General features: G+C 60.7%; 23 protein-coding genes. 5 read left to right on the forward strand and 18 right to left on the reverse strand.

Going from position 1 to position 20170, the window contains the following annotated elements; genetic code table 11:
• Positions 1-147 precede the first annotated feature (147 nt).
• Both LB545_RS17920 and LB545_RS17925 read left to right on the forward strand, forming a co-directional pair.
• On the forward strand, positions 148-1059 hold the full coding sequence (locus LB545_RS17920) for a LysR family transcriptional regulator (protein WP_140557395.1): 912 nt from the start codon (positions 148-150) through the stop codon (positions 1057-1059).
• A 99-nt stretch (positions 1060-1158) separates the two neighbouring features.
• Positions 1159-1749, forward strand: a complete 591-nt coding sequence (locus LB545_RS17925) for a GNAT family N-acetyltransferase (RefSeq protein WP_140557397.1) — start codon at positions 1159-1161, stop codon at positions 1747-1749.
• 90 nt (positions 1750-1839) lie between these two features.
• On the opposite strand, the gene LB545_RS17930 is transcribed toward LB545_RS17925, so the two are convergent.
• On the reverse strand, positions 1840-2679 hold the full coding sequence (locus LB545_RS17930; protein ID WP_140557399.1) for a hypothetical protein: 840 nt from the start codon (positions 2677-2679) through the stop codon (positions 1840-1842).
• Positions 2680-3236: 557 nt separating this feature from the next.
• On the opposite strand from LB545_RS17930, the gene folP reads away from it, so the two are divergent.
• The gene (gene folP / locus LB545_RS17935; protein WP_246679502.1) at positions 3237-4013 is read left to right on the forward strand and encodes a dihydropteroate synthase; all 777 of its coding nucleotides are present in this window, start codon (positions 3237-3239) and stop codon (positions 4011-4013) included.
• A 9-nt stretch (positions 4014-4022) separates the two neighbouring features.
• On the opposite strand, the gene pqqE is transcribed toward folP, so the two are convergent.
• The 8 genes from pqqE to LB545_RS17975 form a co-directional block, all read right to left on the reverse strand.
• Positions 4023-5144 (reverse strand): pyrroloquinoline quinone biosynthesis protein PqqE, encoded by a 1122-nt coding sequence (pqqE, locus tag LB545_RS17940; RefSeq protein WP_140557402.1) that lies wholly within the window; start codon positions 5142-5144, stop codon positions 4023-4025.
• Entirely contained in the window at positions 5141-5434 is a 294-nt protein-coding gene (pqqD, locus tag LB545_RS17945; RefSeq protein ID WP_140498256.1) for a pyrroloquinoline quinone biosynthesis peptide chaperone PqqD, read from the reverse strand. The genes pqqE and pqqD overlap by 4 nt, the downstream gene beginning before the upstream one ends.
• Complete coding sequence (gene pqqC / locus LB545_RS17950) at positions 5431-6189, reverse strand: pyrroloquinoline-quinone synthase PqqC (RefSeq protein WP_140623871.1); 759 nt, start codon at positions 6187-6189, stop codon at positions 5431-5433. Before pqqC ends, pqqD begins: the two co-directional genes overlap by 4 nt.
• Positions 6186-7124 carry a pyrroloquinoline quinone biosynthesis protein PqqB gene (gene pqqB / locus LB545_RS17955; RefSeq protein ID WP_224705566.1) on the reverse strand — a complete coding sequence of 313 codons (939 nt, stop codon included), beginning with the start codon at positions 7122-7124 and terminating at the stop codon, positions 6186-6188. The genes pqqC and pqqB overlap by 4 nt, the downstream gene beginning before the upstream one ends.
• A 413-nt stretch (positions 7125-7537) precedes the next feature.
• Entirely contained in the window at positions 7538-8098 is a 561-nt protein-coding gene (locus LB545_RS17960; protein WP_224705568.1) for a PQQ-dependent catabolism-associated CXXCW motif protein, read from the reverse strand.
• Entirely contained in the window at positions 8095-8988 is an 894-nt protein-coding gene (locus LB545_RS17965) for a substrate-binding domain-containing protein (protein WP_140566662.1), read from the reverse strand. Before LB545_RS17965 ends, LB545_RS17960 begins: the two co-directional genes overlap by 4 nt.
• Positions 8960-9484 (reverse strand): c-type cytochrome, methanol metabolism-related, encoded by a 525-nt coding sequence (locus tag LB545_RS17970; protein WP_140515133.1) that lies wholly within the window; start codon positions 9482-9484, stop codon positions 8960-8962. The genes LB545_RS17965 and LB545_RS17970 overlap by 29 nt, the downstream gene beginning before the upstream one ends.
• Before the next feature lie 176 nt (positions 9485-9660).
• Positions 9661-11436, reverse strand: coding sequence for a methanol/ethanol family PQQ-dependent dehydrogenase (locus LB545_RS17975; RefSeq protein WP_319023031.1), 1776 nt, complete (start codon positions 11434-11436; stop codon positions 9661-9663).
• An 812-nt stretch (positions 11437-12248) separates the two neighbouring features.
• Between LB545_RS17975 and LB545_RS17980 the strand changes: the two genes are divergently transcribed.
• Positions 12249-12602, forward strand: coding sequence for a hypothetical protein (locus LB545_RS17980; RefSeq protein ID WP_140498241.1), 354 nt, complete (start codon positions 12249-12251; stop codon positions 12600-12602).
• Positions 12603-12654: 52 nt separating this feature from the next.
• Here LB545_RS17980 and LB545_RS17985 read toward each other — a convergent pair whose 3' ends face one another.
• The 6 genes from LB545_RS17985 to LB545_RS18010 all read right to left on the reverse strand — a co-directional run bounded on the left by LB545_RS17985 (position 12655) and on the right by LB545_RS18010 (position 17403).
• Positions 12655-13518, reverse strand: coding sequence for a quinoprotein dehydrogenase-associated SoxYZ-like carrier (locus LB545_RS17985; RefSeq protein ID WP_140515257.1), 864 nt, complete (start codon positions 13516-13518; stop codon positions 12655-12657).
• Between the two features lie 117 nt (positions 13519-13635).
• The gene (locus LB545_RS17990) at positions 13636-14607 is read right to left on the reverse strand and encodes a quinoprotein relay system zinc metallohydrolase 2 (protein WP_224705570.1); all 972 of its coding nucleotides are present in this window, start codon (positions 14605-14607) and stop codon (positions 13636-13638) included.
• Between the two features lie 35 nt (positions 14608-14642).
• Entirely contained in the window at positions 14643-15383 is a 741-nt protein-coding gene (locus LB545_RS17995) for an ABC transporter ATP-binding protein (RefSeq protein ID WP_140498534.1), read from the reverse strand.
• A complete protein-coding gene (locus LB545_RS18000) occupies positions 15352-16098 on the reverse strand; it encodes an ABC transporter permease (RefSeq protein ID WP_224519073.1) in 747 nt (248 codons plus the stop codon). The genes LB545_RS17995 and LB545_RS18000 overlap by 32 nt, the downstream gene beginning before the upstream one ends.
• Before the next feature lie 77 nt (positions 16099-16175).
• Positions 16176-17162 (reverse strand): ABC transporter substrate-binding protein, encoded by a 987-nt coding sequence (locus tag LB545_RS18005; protein ID WP_140557413.1) that lies wholly within the window; start codon positions 17160-17162, stop codon positions 16176-16178.
• Positions 17163-17193: 31 nt separating this feature from the next.
• Positions 17194-17403 (reverse strand): hypothetical protein, encoded by a 210-nt coding sequence (locus LB545_RS18010; RefSeq protein ID WP_140498232.1) that lies wholly within the window; start codon positions 17401-17403, stop codon positions 17194-17196.
• Positions 17404-17763: 360 nt separating this feature from the next.
• Here LB545_RS18010 and LB545_RS18015 point away from each other — a divergent pair, with 360 nt between their 5' ends.
• Positions 17764-18144 (forward strand): c-type cytochrome, encoded by a 381-nt coding sequence (locus tag LB545_RS18015; RefSeq protein WP_140498230.1) that lies wholly within the window; start codon positions 17764-17766, stop codon positions 18142-18144.
• A 48-nt stretch (positions 18145-18192) separates the two neighbouring features.
• Here the strand turns inward: LB545_RS18015 and gph are convergent, their stop codons facing one another.
• The 3 genes from gph to rpe are packed head-to-tail and all read right to left on the reverse strand — an operon-like array spanning position 18193 to position 20156.
• Entirely contained in the window at positions 18193-18894 is a 702-nt protein-coding gene (gene gph / locus LB545_RS18020; RefSeq protein ID WP_140515137.1) for a phosphoglycolate phosphatase, read from the reverse strand.
• Entirely contained in the window at positions 18891-19448 is a 558-nt protein-coding gene (locus tag LB545_RS18025) for a thioredoxin family protein (RefSeq protein WP_224705572.1), read from the reverse strand. Before LB545_RS18025 ends, gph begins: the two co-directional genes overlap by 4 nt.
• 21 nt (positions 19449-19469) lie before the next feature.
• Positions 19470-20156: a ribulose-phosphate 3-epimerase gene (gene rpe, locus LB545_RS18030; protein WP_140581038.1), complete on the reverse strand. Its 687-nt coding sequence runs from the start codon at positions 20154-20156 to the stop codon at positions 19470-19472.
• Between the last annotated feature and the right edge of the window lie 14 nt (positions 20157-20170).

Below are 20170 nucleotides of genomic sequence, written 5' to 3' on the forward strand. Positions count from 1 at the left end.
GACTGCCGCCAGCCGCGACGAATTGGTGTCCGTCGTTCGGAATTGGGCCGCGCTCGTCGACATAAGCTATGATAACTGCCCACACTGCTGTACGACTGCGTTGGATACGGGCTTTGGAAAGCGCACCGCGCGGTGCGGGATCGCGCCATGATCGACTGGGATGATGTTCGCTATTTTCTGGCCGTGGCGCGCGGAGGCTCGGTGCGGGCCGCCGGCGAGCGCCTCGGTGTGAACCACTCGACCGTGCTGCGACGCGTTGGACAGCTCGAGGAACGCCTTGGGGCGCAGATGTTCGAAAAGCTGCCTTCGGGCTACCGCCTGACGGCTGCGGGCGAGGAGGTGCTCGAGCTCGCGAACCAGATGGAAGCGTCGTCGCACCAGTTGGAGACACGCGTCTTCGGGCGCGACCAGAGCGTGCGCGGGCTTCTGCGGGTGACATTGGCTCCGACCCTTGCGACACACCTGCTCATGCCTGATTTCGCCGAGTTCGCGCGTCTGCATCCGGACATCGAGATGGACGTCTTGTCGTCCGGGGAGCTGGCAAATCTGACCAACCGAGAGGCCGACGTGGCGATCCGCGTCGTCTATGACCGCAAAACCCTGCCGCTCAATCTTCACGGCCTGAAGGGGCCAGAGTTGTTCGGCGGCGTCTATATGTCCCGCGATCGACTCGCCGCCTGGCATGCGGGCGCGCCCGATCCCGTCCGGTGGATCGTCATAAGCATTCATGGAATTCCGGACTGGGCTCGCGAGGGCGAGGTTCGCACCACGGAGGTTCCATTCAGGACCACGGACGCCGAGGCACAGATCGTTGCGGTACGGCAAGGGCTCGGGATCACGACACTGCCGTGCTTCGTCGGAGATGCCGACCCCCTGCTGGTGAGGGTGCCGGGTACCGACCTGCACATGTACGGAACGCTCTGGCTTCTCACGCAGGGGGAGACACGCAAGACGAAGCGCGTGCGGCTCTTCACGGAATTCGTATCCCGCAGGCTCGCCGCGTACGCTCCGCTTCTCGCGGGACTGTCCATATCGCGCGACCGACGCCTGGCGGGTTGACGGCCTGCCTTGCCGACGGCTTTCCGGGGGGCTTGCCGGCTGCTTATGATTGCCGCTTTCCGGCTATCATTGGCGCCGCCTCAGGTGGAAAATGCTTCGATGGAAACTGTCCGATTTCCCAAGCTCACGACACCAAGGCTCGTGCTTCGGGCGCCGAGAAAACGGGATATCCCGGCATGGTTTGCGCGCGCGACGGATGTCGAATCCGCCTCTCTTGCCGGCGATCCTGTTCCCGACGACATAAGCGCGGGCGAGCGATGGTTCGCCCGTTCGCGTCAGCGTTTCGCTGACGGTACGGCGATCCAGTGGTCCATAGATCAAGTAGGAGTTTCGGAAGCGATCGGGACAATAACCCTGTCCTTCGGCGCAACCGACGCCAAGGCAGCCGCATTGGGATTTGTGCTCGCGCGTGCGCATTGGGGGCACGGACTGGGCAGCGAGGCGGCGCGCGAAGTTCTCCGCTACGCTTTCGAAACTCTGGCGCTTGAACGGGTGACGGGCGAAGCGGCGGCGCGCAATTTTGCCTCGGTGCGGATATTTGCGAAGCTTGGATTCAAACATGTCGAGAGCTTCATCGACGAGTCCGACGGCGAGCGTTGCGAGCGCTTTACGCTCGACCGAGACATCGGGCCGTCACTGTTGGCAAGCAACGCGATGCGGACTGCTAGGGCTCTGAGCCATGCCCAATAGCGTTGCTCCGGCGAGTCGATACTGAATCTGCGCTTGCGCGCCATTCTCTCGACAAGACCAACGGCTGGACGCGATCGAGCGCAGGCAGGTTCAATTGGTGCTGGTTGTGGCAGTGAACCCGCACTGCTTCTGTTCCATATCGATCTGCTTCGTGATGCGGACGGCGTTCTGTGCGTAGGCTTCCGTCACGGAGCCACTATTCACGGTCTTGTCCTTCAGCGGACTCACGCCTGCGCAGAGGTGGAAAACATGCGGCTCGGTGGACTTCGCGGCTCCGTTTTCGGGCGCGATCCAGTAGACGACGTCCTGACCTGCGGGGTGGCTCGCGTCTCGCGTCGCCGCCGCCACCGCGGCGGTGTCCGTCGCGATCGCCTGCGCCTGAGCGGCGACGTCGGGCGAACAGGCAGTGGTGGGCTGCCCCGACTTGATCTGGGCTGCGCATGCGTTCATATCCTGGGTGTATTGTTCGACCGACGGGGGTTTGAAGCTGATCCCCATGATCGTCGCGAGCACGGCCAGCGCAGCGCCGACGCCGCCGGCAACCTTCTTGGTCCGCGGGTCCATGTTTTTGTCGGTGAGGATGAGGAAAACCAGCGGGAGAAAGGCAATCAGCGTGATGATTGCGCCGAGCTGGTTTTGGAAGAAGAACCTGGCCGTGTCGGATGCACGGGCCGGATCATGCCTGTTCGCCGCCTTCCACAGCAAGTTGCCGGCGATTGCGAAAATCGCGATGCCGACCAGAAGGCCGATGATCAGCGGCAGGTGTGCCTGATCGAATTTGTTCTGGCGAAGCAGCATAATCCCGTAGATTTCGCCGCCAATGGCGACGATCCACGAGAGTGCGGCGAAAAGACGAAGACGCGTGGCGGAGGACTTCTGGCCCTGCGTCGCTTGCCAATCCTTGGTAACGTCTGACTTGTTGTCGGTCATTGACCAGATCCCCTGATATCGACACTTAGGCGGGCGGCGTTAGCAGCGTCATTGAACGAGCATTACTTGCCTTAGCGATGCGGGCAAAAATGTGAGCGCCACGGCAGGCTTAATCCTCATACATATTGCGCATGAGTGAAACCGTCCATACTCATTGAGGCAGACGCCTATGCAGCGATGGCTCCGTTAATCTCTGGCCCGAACTGACGACACCAGCCGAAAATCGAAATTGCCATTGCCATCTCCGTGGTTCCTTCCTCGGCGGCTCTCGCACACCCTGCGGCGCCCGAACATTCGCTTCTCGCACTGTGGGGTTATGATAGCCTGGGCGACCGAAAGATCGAATACGACGCGAATTCCACAATGACGATGACCACGACACCAACTGCGGTATTGCGTGGCATGGAGCTCAGCATCCCTCGCGAGAATGCACCCGGCAGACTATGTCCGAGCGATCACCAGGGAGGCGTGGCGTCGATGCTCGCCGCGCTCGCCCGATGAACCGTTGGCAACTTGCTCATGGACGGTATCTCGATCTTGGTGCGAGATCGTTACTGATGGGGATCTTGAACGTTACGCCGGACAGTTTTTCCGACGGTGGAGAATTCGATCGGCCGGAGCGGGCACTCGAACAGGCACGGCGTATGATCGGCGAGGGCGCGGCGATCATTGATGTCGGGGGCGAGTCCACCAGGCCCGGCGCCGGCAGCGTTTCGGCGCTTGAGGAACAATCGCGTATCCTCCCGATCATCGAGGCGCTGTCGTCGGACGGCGACTGCATCGTTTCGGTTGACACCTATCGGGCCGAGACGGCGCGTCTCGCGGTCGCGGCGGGTGCACATATCGTCAACGACGTGCACGGCCTGCAGCGCGAACCCGACATTGCGCACGTCGCAGCGGAAGCCGGCGCTGGCCTCGTCATCATGCACACCGGGCGCGACCGGAAAAAATTGGCCGATGTAATCGCCGACCAGTTCCTGTTCCTGAACAGATCGCTGGAGATCGCGCGCAACGCCGGCATTCCGGACGACTGCATCGTGCTGGACCCAGGCTTCGCTTTCGCCAAGAGCGGAGAGGAGAACCTTGAACTCATGGCTCGCTTCGGCGAACTGCGCGCTCTTGGTTTTCCATGGCTCGTCGGCACCTCGCGCAAGAGGCTTGCCCATCACCTGGTCGGCGAAAGCGACGAAGGGCGGGACGTTGGCACAGCTGCAACCAGCGTCATCCTGCGGTTGAAGGGTGCTTCGATTTTTCGTGTGCACAATGTCGGGATCAATCGCGATGCCCTGGCTTTCGCCGACGCAGTGCGCGAGCGCGAGAATACGGCGGAATGAAAGAACCTGTCAGGCGGGCTCGGTCACGACGCCGATACGCCGGTAGGTGAATGGTTCGTCCTCCGAAGGAACTGTCGCGGTACGCTTGGCTTCGTCGATCAGCATCGCCATGCGCGCGTGGATCGGCGACTTCGCGCAAGCCGGATCCGTTGCGGCGGCATCGCCGGCGATCGCCATCGCCTGGCAGCGGCAACCGCCCCAGTCGATCTCGCGTCGTTCACAGCCGCGACAGGGTTCCTGCATCCAGTCCGTGCCGCGGAAGGCATTGAACGCCGGCGAATCGGCCCAGATCGAGGAGAGGGTGTGTGGTTTGAAACGCTCGAAGCTGAGCGACGGGATCGTCTGCGCGGCATGGCACGGCAGCACGGTGCCGTCAGGCGCCACCATGAACGCGTCACGCGCCCAGCCACCCATGCACGGTTTGGGGTAGATGGCGAAATAGTCTGGTGTCACGAAATCGATGTTGATAATGCCGGCCAGCCGCTCGCGTGCTTCCGCGACGATTTCCGCCTGCCGGTCGACTGCTGCACGCTCGGGCATCAGCTGATCGCGATTGATCAAAGCCCAGCCAGCGTACTGGACGTTGGCGATCTCGAGCCTCTCCGCGTCCAGCGAAAGGGCAAGATCGATGAACTCCGGTACCTCCTCGATGTTATGGCGATGGATCGGCGCGTTGATGGTGAGAGGCAAGCCGGCAGCTCGCGCGCGGCGTGCCGTCTCCAGCTTCTTGTCGTGGCTGCCTTTGTGGTTGCCGATGCGTTCGGTGGTCTCAGGCCGTGCGCCCTGAAAGCTCAATTGCAGATGGTCGAGCCCGGCTTCGGCAAATGCTTCGATGCGGCCTTCGGCGATGCCGACGCCCGCGGTAATCAGATTTGTATAGACGCCGCGCGCTGAAAGTCCGGCGATCAATTGCTCGAGGTCGCGGCGCAGCGTCGGCTCACCGCCTGACAGATGCACCTGCAGAACACCGAGATCGGCGGCCTCCGAGAACAGGCTGAGCCAGGTCTGTGTGTCGAGTTCGCGATTGGCCTTCTGCAATTCGAGCGGGTTGGAGCAATAAGGACATTGCAGCGGGCAGCGATGTGTCAGTTCCGCCAGCATGCCGATAGGAGGGAGGAGGGGCGTGTTCATAGCTTCACCAGCAGCTTGTCCGACCACTCTTGCAGGAAGGCGATGACGTCGGCCGCCACGGCCTCCTCCTCGGCCTCATAATCCGTGGCAAGGCCGGCGATGATTTCGCCGACCGTGGACCGTCCGTCGCAGCGCCGCAATATGTCGAGGCTGATATCGTTCGGCCAGAATATTCTCTCCGGTGAAAGCACGGCGAACGCCTGCCGCACGGAATCGTACTGTATGCGCACGTGCTTCGGCAGGAAGGGTATCGATCGCAGCGACACCAAGGCTCTTTCGCGCAGCATCATGGGGCTGCCTCGGGGCGGAAGGCGCCGGGCGGTATGTTTCCCGGCTCGCCATAGGCGTGTTGAAGCGCATCAAGCATGGCCCAGAGTATATCGCATTTGAACACCAGCGCATCTATTGCCTGCTGCTGGCGTTCCGCCGTATCAGCATGGCTGAGCACGTAGGTGAGGGCGAAGTCGGCGTCGCGCGAGGCTTGTTCGGGCCGTTGCTTGAAATAGGCCAGCGTATCCTCGGTGATATAATCGTATTTGGCCAGCATCGCCGGTACGCGCTCGCCGATGATGAGCGGTGAGAACATCTCGGTCAGCGACGACGCGACCGCCTCCAACAGCGTCCGGTTGGAGCAAAAGGAGAGATAGGCCCCCACGGCGAACCGTGTCGCCGGCAGTGCCAGCCTTTCGCTTTTCACGGCCTCGGCGTTCAAGCCGAGCGAGGTTGCCAGATGCAGCCAGCGCGCGATACCGCCGCTCCAGCCGTCCTCGCCATCATGGTCTTCGATACGTTTGCGCCAGGCGGCGCGAAACGCCGGATCCTCGGCATGTGCGAGGATCATGGCATCCTTGCGCGGGATGACAGCCTGGTAGCAATAACGGTTCAGCGCCCAGGCCTTCATCTCGGCCTTCGACAGCGCGCCGCTGGTCATCCTGTGATGGAAGGGATGATGATTGTGGTAGCGCTCGGCGCCGACCTGCCTCAGCACGGCTTCGAGATCGCTCGTGGACAGGCCGCCTTTGGCCGCATCGCGGAAATCGTTCAAAATTCCATCTCCATGCCGTCGCCTGCGACTTCCCAGCCTGCCGCCTTGACCGCCGCGTGTTCGGCCGAATTCTCGTCAAGGATCGGATTGGTGTTGTTGATATGGACGAAGACGCGGCGGCCCAGCCTCACATCGGCCAGGCTGGCGACCGAACCCGCGTCTCCCGAAATCGCCAGATGCCCCATGCGCGCGCCGGTTTTCTGACCGACGCCGGCGACGATCATCTCGTCGTCGGTGTAGACAGTGCCGTCGAACAGAAGACAGGCTGCATCGCAAAGACGCGCGCGCAGCGTCGCATCGATGCGCGCGCAGCCTGGGATGTAGAAGACAGAATCGCGGCTGCCGATACCCGCAATTCGGACTCCAATCGTGTCACCGGCGTCGGAGCTGAAATTGGCATCCGGATGGTCTTTGTCCTCCAGATAGAGTGCTATCTTTCCAGGCACCGGAAAGCTCTCGATCATCACGCCAGTCTCGCTGCCTTCGGCATCGCAGATGACCAATTCTTTCGCTGTCGGCAGGATGCGCCGCGGCACGACCGCCGGATCGAGAACGTTGAAAATCGAATTCGCCTCCAGCGTCGCCAGAACCTGCGCCGTTGCATAGATGGCGAAAGGCTGCCGCTCGCGCAGGCTGAGCAGTCCGGCGATATGATCGACATCGGCATTGGTCAGCACCACCGCGCGGATAGGCGTCGAACGCAGCGGCGCGTCGCGCGCAGGTTGCAACTCTGGCGTTGCCGCGATCTGCTGGCGAATGTCGGGTGAGGCATTGAAAAGAACCCAGCCGACCCCATCCGTCGAAGCGATGACACTTGATTGGGTTCGTGAATGCACGCCAGCCATCCCGGAGCGGGCCGCACGACTGAGACGATAATTACAATTCCATTGCGGAAAGCCGCCGCCTGCCGCCGATCCGATGATCCTCAAATGCATGAAAACGCCCGCCCCGCGGCTTCTCTGACCAGCAGGCAATTTGCAGCCCTGAAAAGTGCCGCGCGCGCCCTACACGCGTCAAAACCTTTCGCCAAAACCCTTGCGGGGATGCGTGCCCCTGTTGCCAGGGACACGCACCTCTGCGGCCTACCTCTTGGGAGTAATTTCGGCAGGCAGATACCGAGAAATTTCCATGCCCGCAGCAACCTGGCACATGGTCGGTTTTTTCCAGTTCTTCTTCATGACATTTCTCCTCTTATACCAGTCCGGAGGGACCGATCCCTGTTGTTAGCCAACCATTGCAGGGCACCGAAGCAATGGCTCGTCCATCACGTCTCAAAATGGACAAACGAAAAAGTAGGTTTTGAAAAATCGAAAAGCAAAACTACCGGGAATAATTGCATAACCTTCCTTCAATTGTTCGTTTCATATGGTCTTTTCACCTCCAGCGGAAGATTTGCACCTTCCCACCCATCAGCGCCGAGTGGATACCAGATTACCGAACTGTAGCCCCACTCGATCGCCCGTTTGGCGGCATTCCAGGACATCCAGCAATTCGTCATGCAATAGAACAGAATCGCTCGCGATTTGTCCGTGCCGGCCTTGGCTTCGAGGCCTTGGCGAAAATAGCTGGTGGTCTCTTGCGAAATAGCGCCGTATCCCACGTTGGCCAGCCATGTACTGCCTGGAATGTCCTTTCTAACCTTGTCTCTCCATATCGTTCCTGCCGGCAAATTGGTCGGCTTGGGCGTGTTCGGCATCACGTCGAAGAAGACAGCTTTCTTCGCTCGCCACAGCGCTTCAGCTTCCGCCGTCGTCACCACCCTGGCGCCTCGCAACGTCGGCGGCACCGGCGCCCGATAGTCGTCCATCCGGTACCCGCCGGGTTCGGCGATCTCGCCAGCCCGCGTCGGTTCGGCCAAACCCATAAGGCTCGCAGCGACCAGCAAAAAAACAGTCTCCCTTCCCTTCATTGGGTGATCGGATTGTCATGTTCGTCGATCAGAGGCACGTTGTAACTCAGCAGTAGCCTGTTGATCTCCGCCTGGTTTTCCCTGATCACCCGGTTGAGCGTCCGCTTCCATTCCTGGTCGGACGGACGTACGCCCATGGTGATGCGGTAAGACATGCGCGAGCCGGTTTTTTCTTTTATCAGCGGAACAATCGCCACATCGGCTCCAAGTTGCTTGGCATAGTAGCCTGCCATCGGCCCCCACAGGACCGCCGCGTCGATCTTGTGGGCCAGCATGTCCTTGATCATGACCTCCCCCATGGAGGGGGTGACACGCGTATCCACCGCAAGCGGATAGATCTTGGCGGTCCGCAGAAGCTTGTTGGCGGCCATGTTGGCGGTTGGCGGCGTGCGCTCGACAACCCCGATCGTCTTGCCCGTGAGTTTGGGATCCTCGATCGTTTCGACGCCCTCGATATCGTTGCCTTTCGGGTAAACCAACACATAGGTGGAGCGATAATAGGCGTTGGTGTTCTGCACCAGTTCATCGCCTTGGGCATAGCCCATGATGATGTCGCATCGGTTCGCTCCCAGCGTGTTGCGAACGAAGCCGGTGACAAGTGGAAACCAGGTATAGGCGACGGACTTCCGTCCGGTTTTCGCGGCTACCAGTTCGGCGAGTTTGTTTTCGAAGCCTTCGCCGCTCTTGTCGGTGAAGGGCATATTCGAAGGATCGGCGCAGACGCGCAGAATGTCGGGATCGACCAGTTCTCCCGCCGCGCCGAGGCCGGCGCCTTGCGCCTGCGCGTTCGATGGCAACAAGGCCAGTGCGCCGAGAATCGGCAGAACGACGCGCAGCTTCAATGCACCGCAGCCGTTCATGTCATCCGCCCATGCAGGATGCTTCGGCATCCTTCGCCGCCTGCGGCTTGTCTTCGTGCTTGGGCGGCCTGCCGCGTGGCGCCGCACCATCGGCGCGCGCGCGCAGGTAGACATAGAGATCGTCCAGGTAGCAATAGACGTTCTTGTTGTCGCCAAAGGCAGGCATGACGTTTTCCTTGCCGCCGCCGACATTCTTGCGGCCCTCGGCGACGATCGAGAGGAACGTGGCGTAGTCCATGGTTTTTAAGCTGTTGACCAGGGCCGGCGCGTAGCTCGAACCTGTCGCATCCTGTCCGTGACAGACATGGCAATCGGAGTGATACCGGCGGTAGCCGCTGAACGTGTACCAGTCGACGGTTCCGTTCTCGATCTTGTAGGTCGGATTTCCATCCGCATCCAAATACTTGCCGCCTTCTTGCTTCACCGCCTTGGCTTTTTCCATGCTGTCCTCGGCCCACGCCACGCCTGAGCTTGCCAGAGGCAGCAGAGCCAGGACGAAAGCCGAAATTACAATGCGAACGGACATTCAAACGCTTCCTTCATTTGCCGTGGACACGGTTTTGCTGCCGTGGCCGGCATTGATCGGTGTGTCGGGGGTGCAACCGCATCGAGAGCCCGGCCATGGTTTCGGATGATCCGGGCTCTCGTTTTTCAAACCTCCGGTCCAACAAGACCTGAGGCGTGCTTAAGGTTCCCCGCCCGTCAGTCCGGGAGACCGAAGACGGTGAGCTGACCGCCCAGCGTCGTATAGTCGGCAAGTGCCGCGTAGCCGCCGACGGCACCCAGACCAGCGGTACCAACGACCGCGGACTGATCGCCTTGCGCACGGCCCTGATCGACGGCGCCATGCCAGGCAGCAGCGTTGTCAGGCGAAAGCAGACCGCCTGCCAGACCGATACCTGCCCACCCACCGACGCCGGACAGAACGGCGATGTACTGCTTGCCGTCATGCTCGTACGTGGTGATGTTGCCGATGATGCCGGACGGGGTCTTGAACTTGTAAAGTTCCTTGCCGTCCTTATCGACCGCCTTGATGTAGCCTTCGAGCGTGCCGTAGAAGACGACGTCGCCATCTGTCGCCAACGCGCCCGACCACACGGAGAACTTCTCAGGCTTCGACCAGACGATCTCGCCCTTGGCCGCATCCCAGGCAATGAAGTTGCCCATGCTGCCGTCGCCGCCAGGTGCCGGGTACATCGACACTGTGGCGCCAACATAAGGCTGACCGGCGGTGTAGCTTACCTTGTACGGCTCATAGTCCATGCAGACATGGTTGGTCGGAACATAGAACAGGCCGGTTTTCGGCGAATAGGCAGCTGGCTGTTGATCCTTCGTTCCAAGCGCCGCCGGGCAAATACCCGTCGAGTTGGTGTCTTCGCCGTTCTGCTGGGTCGAATATTTCGCCACGACCTGCGGGCGACCATACTGTTCGCTCTTTGGGTCCATGACGACTTCCGTCGCCCAGTTCACCGCTGGATCGTATTTCTTGGCGACGAGAAGCTCGCCGGTGGCGCGATCCATGGTGTAGGCGAAACCATTACGATCGAAATGCACCAGCACGTCGTGTTTGGCGCCATTGACCTCCATGCCGTCGACGAGGATCATCTCGTTGATGCCGTCATAGTCCCATTCGTCATGCGGGGTCATCTGGTAGAGCCATTTGGCAACACCGGTATCGGCATCGCGGGCCATGATCGTCATTGACCAGCGGTTGTCGCCAGGCCGTTGGACCGGGTTCCATGTCGAGGGATTGCCGGTGCCGTAGTAGACCAGGTTCAGCTTGGGATCATAGGAATACCATCCCCATGTCGTGCCGCCGCCTGTCTTCCATTGCTCGCCTTCCCAGGTGTTGGTGCCGGAATCCTTGCCTACCGGCTTGCCCAGCTGGGTGGTTTTCTCGGGATCGATCAGGGTGTCGGCGTCGGGACCTTCCGAATAGGCTTTCCAGGCAAGTTTGCCGTCTTTCAGATTGTAGGCGGCCAGCCAGCCGCGAACGCCGAATTCGGCGCCGGACACGCCGATGAGTACCTTATCCTTGACCACGACGGGGGCAGCCGTGCCGGATTCGCCTTTGCCGCCGTCGGTCATGTCGCCATTCTTGACCGACCAGACGACCTTGCCGGTCTTTGCATCGAGGGCGACGACCGTGGTGTCGGCCTGATTGAGAATGATCTTGCCGTCACCATAGGCAACACCGCGATTGACCGTATCGCAACACATGATCGGAATGACATTCGGATCCTGCTTGGGCTCGTATTTCCAGAGGATCTTCCCGTCATTCTTGAGGTCGAGCGCAAAGACATTGTTTGGGAAGGGCGTATGGACATACATCACATCGCCGATGATCAGCGGTCCACCCTCATGCCCGCGCAGCACGCCGGTGGAAAAGGTCCATTTGACCTGCAGGTTCTTCACATTATCCGCAGTAATCTGGTTGAGTTTGGAATAGCGGGTGTTGGCGTAGTCACCCGTCTGCATCGCCCAGTTCTTCGCATCCGAAGCGAGCTTTGCAAGATCCTCGTTGGCCGACGCCGTATAGGCCGCGCCGAGCGACAGAAACGCCGCAGTGGTTAGAATATACGTAGCTTTCGTAAGTACACGCATCCGAATTCCTCCCGGGGTTCACAGTGATGAATCGACTGTCAGGCCCACAAGGGCTCGCCCAAGCGATTCACGGGGGGGAAATATTTCCGGCAGCGTGTCACGACCTAAGCCAGATGTGCAGAGGGCACCGTTACTGCCCACCTCACTTTGGCCTACGAAAGACTGTCGCCGCTCCCTAATGACGGTGACGCCCTTGAAGCCGGAAACAGGGAAAGGCTATGTCATCCCAAAAGGCTAGGCAAGCAAAAAAGGCCTAGTGCATTGTTGCACCGCAATATTCTAAATGATGCACTGCAATATGTAGAAATGAACAGAACTACAAACTTAATATGAAGTGTTTTACGCCTCCGTGGAGACCGAGAACGGTATTAAGATAGTCTTACGGGCGATCTTTTGATTTTAATATACACCAAGGTTATTTGCTAATGTTTATCACTGCCCATCTTGGATGGCATGTAAAAAGTCTCGCCGTTGCCCGGTATTGAGCGAGATGCGAAGCGGTCGTAGGAGCCTGGGCGCGGAGCCGGTGATCAAGTCGTCATCCATAGCTATCGCTCGTGGACAGCCCTTTCCTCCTTTGGTCGTATACGGAACCCATGGGTGCTTGACTGGCTTTACGGCGCGTTGCCAACTGGCACGCCGATCTCGTCCGGGCGCATCGAACCCGGACCAACCGGAGGTTTCTCATGATCAGATATGTTGGATTCTCGACCTTGCCGCTGCTCTTCACCGCGACACTGGCCATCGCAAACCCGGCAGGTGCTGCGGGAGACTATCCCACAGTAACGGTTGTCGACTACGTGCTCGGCTGCATGCGAACGAACGGCCAGACGCGTCAGGCGCTGGAAAGCTGTTCCTGCTCGATCGACGTCATCGCCTCGATCCTTCCCTACGACCACTATGAGACGGCCGAGACCTTCAAGAGCATGTCTTTGACGACGGGGGAAAACGCGGGGCTGTTTCGGGAAAGCGCACCGGCGAAGGCAGCCCGTACAGAGCTGAAGCGTGCGCAGTCGGAAGCCGACGTGCGTTGCTTCTAAAGATCAAGCGTGCCCATCGCGGTGGCAGCGCGGCATACCGTATTTCGAGACTTCAGAGCCCCGTTTTCTCCAGCGGCCATTGATTGCGGAATACCTTGCCATCCGTGTCGATCGCTTCGACCTGGATTTCACCATTGCCGTGCGCCGTGAAATCGAATCGGAAATTAGGGTCTTCCGAAATCGATATTCCACCTTCCATCGAGAGGATCGGCCGGCCGGCCTGCGAGATCGACAGCTTCTGAACAAAATGCGCGGGAATGAAATACTGGGTCAACGGATCCCGCTGCAGGCCCGAATTGTTCGGGTGGCGGATCATCAACTGCAACTCCTCTGCCTTGCTCATCGTCTCTTGGGGTGGGAACTGGCGCAACTTCATCTGCCCCATCGTCGCCATGGCCTCGTCCTGGTTCTTGACCGCAGGGGCGGAGCAGCCGCCTGACGCCTTGACGAAGGTCTGAGCCATGTGGAGTTGGCCGCCTTGAGTCTCCGCTATGGCACGCAAATAGGAATAATCGTTGACGCGCACGCGTGTCGACAGATGTGTCACCCCGGCGTCCTTGCCGATCTGGAACGTTGCCGCCACCGGCGCAGGATTGGCGTCGATGATCAAGGTCACGGATTTGATGCCGTCCGGCGCCTTGGCTGGGTCAACATAGATGTCGACAGGCACGATGGCGGCATCTTGCGCCCGCTTTGGCGCTTCGATCCTGACCACGCCGGTATCGACCAGAATAGCTCGGTCGCCGAACACGTCGCCTTTCAAGTCTTCCCAGATCTTCTCCGAAGAAGCCGTTGTTTGCTGTGCGTTGGCGGCTGAGGAGACGCCGAACAGCGTACCGATGGTCAAGATGATTGCGGCCAAGAATGGTGCAAGCGACAAGGCGAACTGCCTGCTCGCGTAAGCGTGATTTTGCATTTCGATGCCTCCACCAATGCAACAGAGGTGGTGCCCAGGCTGGCGTTTAGAATATGCCTTTGACGACGCGTTGGCAAATCGCCCCACTTCATGATCTCTGGCGCATGTCGGTGTGGTCTATTCCCATTCGAGTTCAGCAAAAGCAGCCGTTGCGTTGCGCTCATTGTAGTCGTCGAACAGGTGCCATTTGCCCCGTTCGCTTCCGGCGGCGGTTTTGACGGCCTCTCGGAGCGGCGTCCCGTCGGCGATCGCCTTGCGGATATCGCGCGCCAGAATCTCGAAATAGCGCCGTTCTCCTGCCAGCGCCTGCGGCCAGTCGGCCGGTACCGGACCATGACCCGGAACGACGCGCGCGGCGCTGATCGCGGCGAGCGCCTCCATCTGGCGGAGCCAGCCAAGCAGCGATCCGTCGAGCGTCGGCAAGGACCCCATGAACACGAGATCGCCGGCAAAGAGAGTGCGGGTCTCGGGGTCGAAGACGGTCAGGTCGTTGTCGGTGTGCGCAGCCTTCCATGCCCGCAGTTCGAGCATGCGCCCGCCGAGATCGAGTTCCAGGCGATCGTCGACCAGCATCGCCGGCGAAACGATCTCGACTCCGTTCATAAGCGCTTCGCCGACCTGTTCGCGATAATTGTGCAGATAGAACGCGCCACGCGCCTCGAGGGCACGCGGCAGATTGCGATGGCCAACAATGGTCGCGCCGATCTCCCGGAATGCCGCATTGCCGAAAATGTGATCGGGATGCATGTGGGTGTTGATCAGGAAGCGAACCGGTTTTGCGGTTATCTTTCCGATCGCGGCGAGCAAGGCGTGCGCCTCGGTCAGGCTGCCGCCACTGTCGATGACGGCAACCGCGTCGGTGCCGACGACGACGCCCAGATTGCAGATGGCACCGTCGTTTGTTGCGGTCATCAATTCATCCACGCCCTGGAAGGCGAAGACGCCGTCGGCGATTTGGCCAACCGAGAACCGCAGGCTGACAGCCGCGGCCAAGGCGGCTCGTCCGAGGCAGCATGGCAGCAAGGCAGCGCTGACGGCGGTGCAGGCAAAGCCACTCATAACCCTGCGTCGTAGCCGATCAATCGACATGGGGTCCTCCGATATGCATTTCACCATCAGGGCGTTCAGGTGACGCCCGGGAACCTTTGCCGGAACGACCGCAGAAGGTCACTCATCACCTGTGAATTGCGATGTTGCCGAGGCAACCGCACGTCGAACACGCCGAGCACATGTGCTGGTCGCGGCGCGAGCACGATGATGCGATCCGACAGCATCAGCGCCTCGCGTAGATCGTGCGTTATCATCAAGGCGGTCGTGGGTCGTGCCGACCATACCGACAGAAGCAGGTGACGAAGCCGCTCGGCGGTCTGGTGGTCGAGCGAGACAAAGGGTTCGTCCAGGACAAGCATCGCCGGCTCGGTAGCGAAGGCCCTGGCAAGTGCTGCCCTGCGCGCAAGGCCGAGCGACAGTTCCGCAGGATAGAGAGAACGCATGCCGGCGAGGCCGAGAGTTTCAAAGAGCCCGTCAAGATTCTTCGTTCTCAAGCTTTTCGGCAAGGCCAGCCTGACATTCTGCTCCACCGTTCGCCACGGCAGCAAGATCGGCTCCTGGAACACGGCCGCAATGCGGTTGGAGCCTCCTTGCGGCAACTGGAAGGATCCGGAAAAATCCTTGTCCAACCCAAGCAGGATACGCAGCGTCGTGGTTTTGCCGCAGCCCGACGGTCCCAGCAAGCAGGCGAATTCGCCTTGCCGGACCTCGAAGGAAAGGTCCTGAAGCGCCGTGATCGAGACGCCTTGCGCGGACCTGAAAGTCTTTTCAGCGATATCGACCCTAAGCGGGACGACGGCGCCAACGGGTTGCATGTCGTTCAACGGGTTGCACCAGAAGAAGTTCGATGACGAGCATCACCGCCACGAAAGCCAGTGTGTAGGCAAGAATGGCGGCGACGTCGAAGAGCTGGAAATAGAGATGGATCTGGAAGCCGACGCCGTTCGACCGGCCGAGCAGTTCGACGACCAGGACGATCTTCCAGATGAGGGCGATGCCGGATCGTGACGCGGCGGCAAGATAGGGTTGCAATTGCGGCAGCAGGATGTGGCGGATGCGATCGAGAGGACCGAAGCGATAGACAGTGGCCATTTCGGCGTAGCTCGGATCAAGCGCCCTGGCGCCCTCACGCATCGTCACCACGACATTCGGGATTTTGTTCACCGCCACCGCGCCGATCGCCGCCGCCTCGTTGAGGCCGAACCAGATGTAGCCGAGGACGATGACCACCAGCGCCGGGATGTTGAGGAACAGAATTACCCATGGGTTGAAAAAGCGGTCGGCGCGACGATAGCTGCCGAGCAAAACGCCGATGACCGATCCTATGATCATCGCGACGATATATGCCGCGGCGACCCGGCCGAGGGTCGCGCCGAGATGATAGAAGAGGTCGCCGCTCGCAGCCTCCCTGAGGAGCACCTGCCAGACCTGTCCCGGCCCCGGGAGGGCACGGCTCCGCCAGACACTCGCCGCAAGGCTCCACAGCAGGCAAAGCCCGAGCAAGGAAACCGCCACGGTCAGCGCGGGCATCAGCGTTGTCGCCAAGCTGGATCGCCCGGACATGCTCGTCGGGGCACCTCGCGTGCCGTTGCTGGTTTCCGGTGCGGTCATTCCGTGCGGTCCTGCCAGAATGTGCCGGGCGCCATCTCGGGCGCGCTGCCGACCAGCTTCGCGCCACCGATCGCCGCCAGCACGTGATAGAGCTTGCCGGCGTCGGCCGCTTCCTCGGCGACCGCCCGCCTGGGGATGCCTTGGCGGTAGCGGTCGCGCAGTTTTTCCAGTTCTTTGCCTTCCGCGCGAATGATCGGCGCCAGGCGCAGCCACTCCTCGTCGGATCTGGCCAGCAGGTCCTTGGCTTGCGCGGAGGCCCTGACGAAGCCCCTGGCGGCCTCCGGGTTCTCGTTCGCCCATTGGTCGTGGAAGACGTAACCGAGTGCCGACACAGGTCCCAAGGCGCCGAGCGCACGCGCCGCATCGTTCACGCCCATCAATCGACGAAAGCCGTTGGCCTCGAGACGGGCGCAAAAATGCCAGAAATTCAGCACCGCATCGAGTTCGCCCTGCATGGCCTTTTCCGAAATCAGCGGTGGCGCGCCAAAGATGATGTCGCTGGTTGCCAACAGGTCGACCCCGTAGTCGCGTCTGGTCAGAGCCTGTATCAGGAGCCAGCTCTTGTCGAGCGGGCCGCCGGCGACGGCGATCTTCCTGTGCTTGAGGTCGGCGACCGTCCGGATCGGCGACCCCTCCTTCACCATGATCGCCCCCACAGCGGTCGAATAGGGGGCTAATGTGAGGTCGCCGCCTTCCGACCGTTGGCGCGAGACCCACAACCAGTCGGAGACGATCATGTCGATCGCACCGGCCAGCAAGGCGACGTTGGTCGCGTCCTCCCCGGCGAAATCGATGATCTCCAGATCGATCCCGTTCGCCACATCGAATTTGTGTTGCCTCAACGTGTCGAGTTCCCAACTCACGGTTCCAAACTTCAGGACACCGACGCGAATCCTGGCTGCTGCAAAGACAGGCCTTGCGGCAAGAGCAGCGACTGTGCCGAGAACCGCCAGACGCAGCGTGTTGCGCCGTGAAATCATCATGACACCTCCTCCCTGGGCTCCAGGACGTCAATCAGATCGCTCGTTCCTTGCTCGGAAAGGCGCATTTCCAGCGCATGACCTTGAGGGCCGGGTGTTCCTGAGACCATTTCGCGATCTCGCTGGGTGCAAGGAACATGCATTGGAGCAGAGAGCCGCGGCTCTCGAAATAGAGGTGTTCGTCTCGGCAATTGCCCGGATTGGTGCTGAGGCACACCGTTAATATGAGATCGACCATATCCATTTAGCACCTCTTGCGCTCCGGGACGCCTGTCTCGACTGGTCCGGCCCAATGAGGAGCCTGGACAAAATCGCCAGTTGCCGGATTCCCGAGGTGCCAGTGGAGAAACCGGATGTCTTGAAGCTACGCATTCGCCCGATAGCCGTCAACAAAGACGAATACCGGTACCCTGGGTACCCAAGCCTCTATACCTTTATACGATTGACTTTCACCCCACGCCAACTAGCTTTTCGATTCGCGCGGCGCCGCTTCACAAAGGGAAAGCGGATACTCCACTCCACCGCGTAAGGTGCATGTCAATGGATGAAAGATCGGCATGCGCAAAATCGTCCAGGGCACCCAGACGATCCATGAGGAAATGCCATGCGCGCAATCGCATTTTTCGCAGTCGTGTTTGCTGTGTCCTTCATCACAAGCCAATCCCAGGCACAGGATGCCGCGGCGGGTGAGAAGGTCTTCGCCAAATGCAAGGTCTGCCATGTCGCCGACCAGGACAAGAACAAGGTCGGCCCGTCGTTGAACGGCGTCATCGGCCGGACGGCTGGCACACACCCGGGGTTCAGTTACTCCCAAGCGATGGTCGCGGCAGGCAAGTCCGGCGTCAAATGGGACGAACCCACGCTGACGACTTACCTTCGCGATCCCAAGGCCATGGTCAAAGGAACGAAGATGGCGTTCGTCGGCCTCAAGCAGGACCAAGACATCGCCAACGTCATCGCCTATTTGAAGCAATTCTCGAAATAGCGGCGCCGCCGGCCGTTCGAACTTGCGTCCGGCCGGCGTTCGCCCCGATCAAGCACCGGCTTGCAGCCCCTGCATCGCCGCAGGCAGGTCGAAAAGGCTGTCGCAAACCTGGTCGGCGCCAAGCTCTTCAACCGGAAAATGGGTGTATCCGCCGCGCAGCAGAATGACGGGCATGCCGGCGGCGCGCGCGGCGCCTGCATCGGCACCACTGTCTCCGACCAGCAGCGCGTCACAGGGGTCGACTCCAAGCTGGGCGAGCGCCAGCAGCAGAGCATCGGGCGCGGGTTTCAGGCATGTCACCGCGTCTCCGCCAATGATCGCACGGAAATATTCCGTCAGTCCGAAATGCAGCAGGATCTCGCGAGTCGCCAACTGCGGTTTGTTGGTCGCGACGCCCATGGCCATTCCCTTCGCGTAGAAGTGTGTGAGAACCTCCCTGACGCCAGGCATCAGTCTTGTCAGGCCGGTCAGATGTCGGCTGTAGATCGGCGCCATGACGCGGTTGGCCTCATCGAGCGCGTTGCCGACGAGCGGCGCTCCCGACGCCGCGAAGGCCCGCTCGATCAATTTCCTGACGCCGCCACCGATCATGGCCTTGACCTGGTCCAGGCGCAACGGCGGCAGATCGCGGCTGGCCAGCAACTCGTTGACGGCGGCCGCTATATCAGGCGCCGAATCGACCAGTGTGCCGTCGAGGTCGAACAGGATCGCCTTCGGCGGTCGAAGCGACCTACCTGCGCCGACATTCATGCAGCATCCTTCCACTTGATCGAGCAGCCGATCGAGGCGATCTGGTCGAACGGACCATCGCCGGTTCGAGCAACCTGCTTCATCGCCTCGAACAGATCGCGTCGCAGCCCGAGCGGTCCGGATTCGCGTCGCGACGCGTCCAGCCGGCCGCGATATTGCAGTCTCAGTTCGCTGTTGAACCCGAAGAAATCGGGAGTGCACACCGCTGAGTAGTCGCGCGCTACAGTCTGGGCCTCGTCGTGCAGGTAAGGGAAGCTGAAGCCGTTCGTCACGGCGAAGCGCTTCATGTGGTCGAAGGAATCGTCCGGGTAGGTGTCGGCATCGTTGGAGTTGATCGCGACGAAGCCGATGCCTTCGGCCTTGAGGCCATTGGCGTCGCGTACGATGCGAGAGATCACGGCCTTCACATAAGGGCAGTGATTGCAGATGAAGGCCACGACCAGGCCATTCGGGCCGGCGTGACCGAAGATGGAATGCGACGTGCCGTCGACGCCGGGCAAAACGGCATCGATGGCGGGCCAGCCGAAATCGCATACAGGTGGGACCGCAGCCATGTTCGTCTCCCCGACAACGGTTTACGCGGCTTTCCGGATCGCGCCATCGGCCGCCTGTCTGATGGCGCCGATATTGGCACGATAGGCTGCCTCGGTGCCTCCCTTGAATACAGCCGAACCGGCGACCAGTACGTTGGCGCCAGCCGCGGTGACCAGCGGGGCGGTTTCGGCCGTGACTCCGCCGTCGATCTCGATGTCAATCGGGCGATGGCCAACCAAGCCCTTGATCCGTCTGACTTTCTCGACGATCGCTGAAATGAAAGCCTGGCCGCCGAAGCCTGGATTGACCGTCATCAGCAGCACCAGATCGAGCCGGTCGAGCACATACTCGATGACACTCTCCGGCGTCGACGGATTGAGCGACACTCCGGCCTTCTTCCCAAGATTCCTGATCGCCTGCAATGAGCGGTCGAGATGCGGTCCAGCCTCGGCATGCACCGTGATGATGTCGCAACCGGCATCGGCGAAGGCGGCCAGATACGGGTCGGCCGGTGCGATCATCAGATGGCAGTCGAAGACCTTGTCCGTTCGGCCACGGATCGCCTTGATGACCGGCGGACCGAAGGTGATGTTGGGCACGAAATGCCCGTCCATCACGTCGAGATGGATCCAGTCGGCGCCCGCCTGAACGACAGCTTCGACCTCGTCGCCGAGCCGCGAGAAATCCGCGGAAAGCACGGAGGGCGCGATGATTGTCCTGGTGACCATGGTCGTCGTCTCCA

Source organism: Mesorhizobium sp. BR1-1-6, assembly GCF_020165355.1.
Taxonomy (GTDB): domain Bacteria; phylum Pseudomonadota; class Alphaproteobacteria; order Rhizobiales; family Rhizobiaceae; genus Mesorhizobium.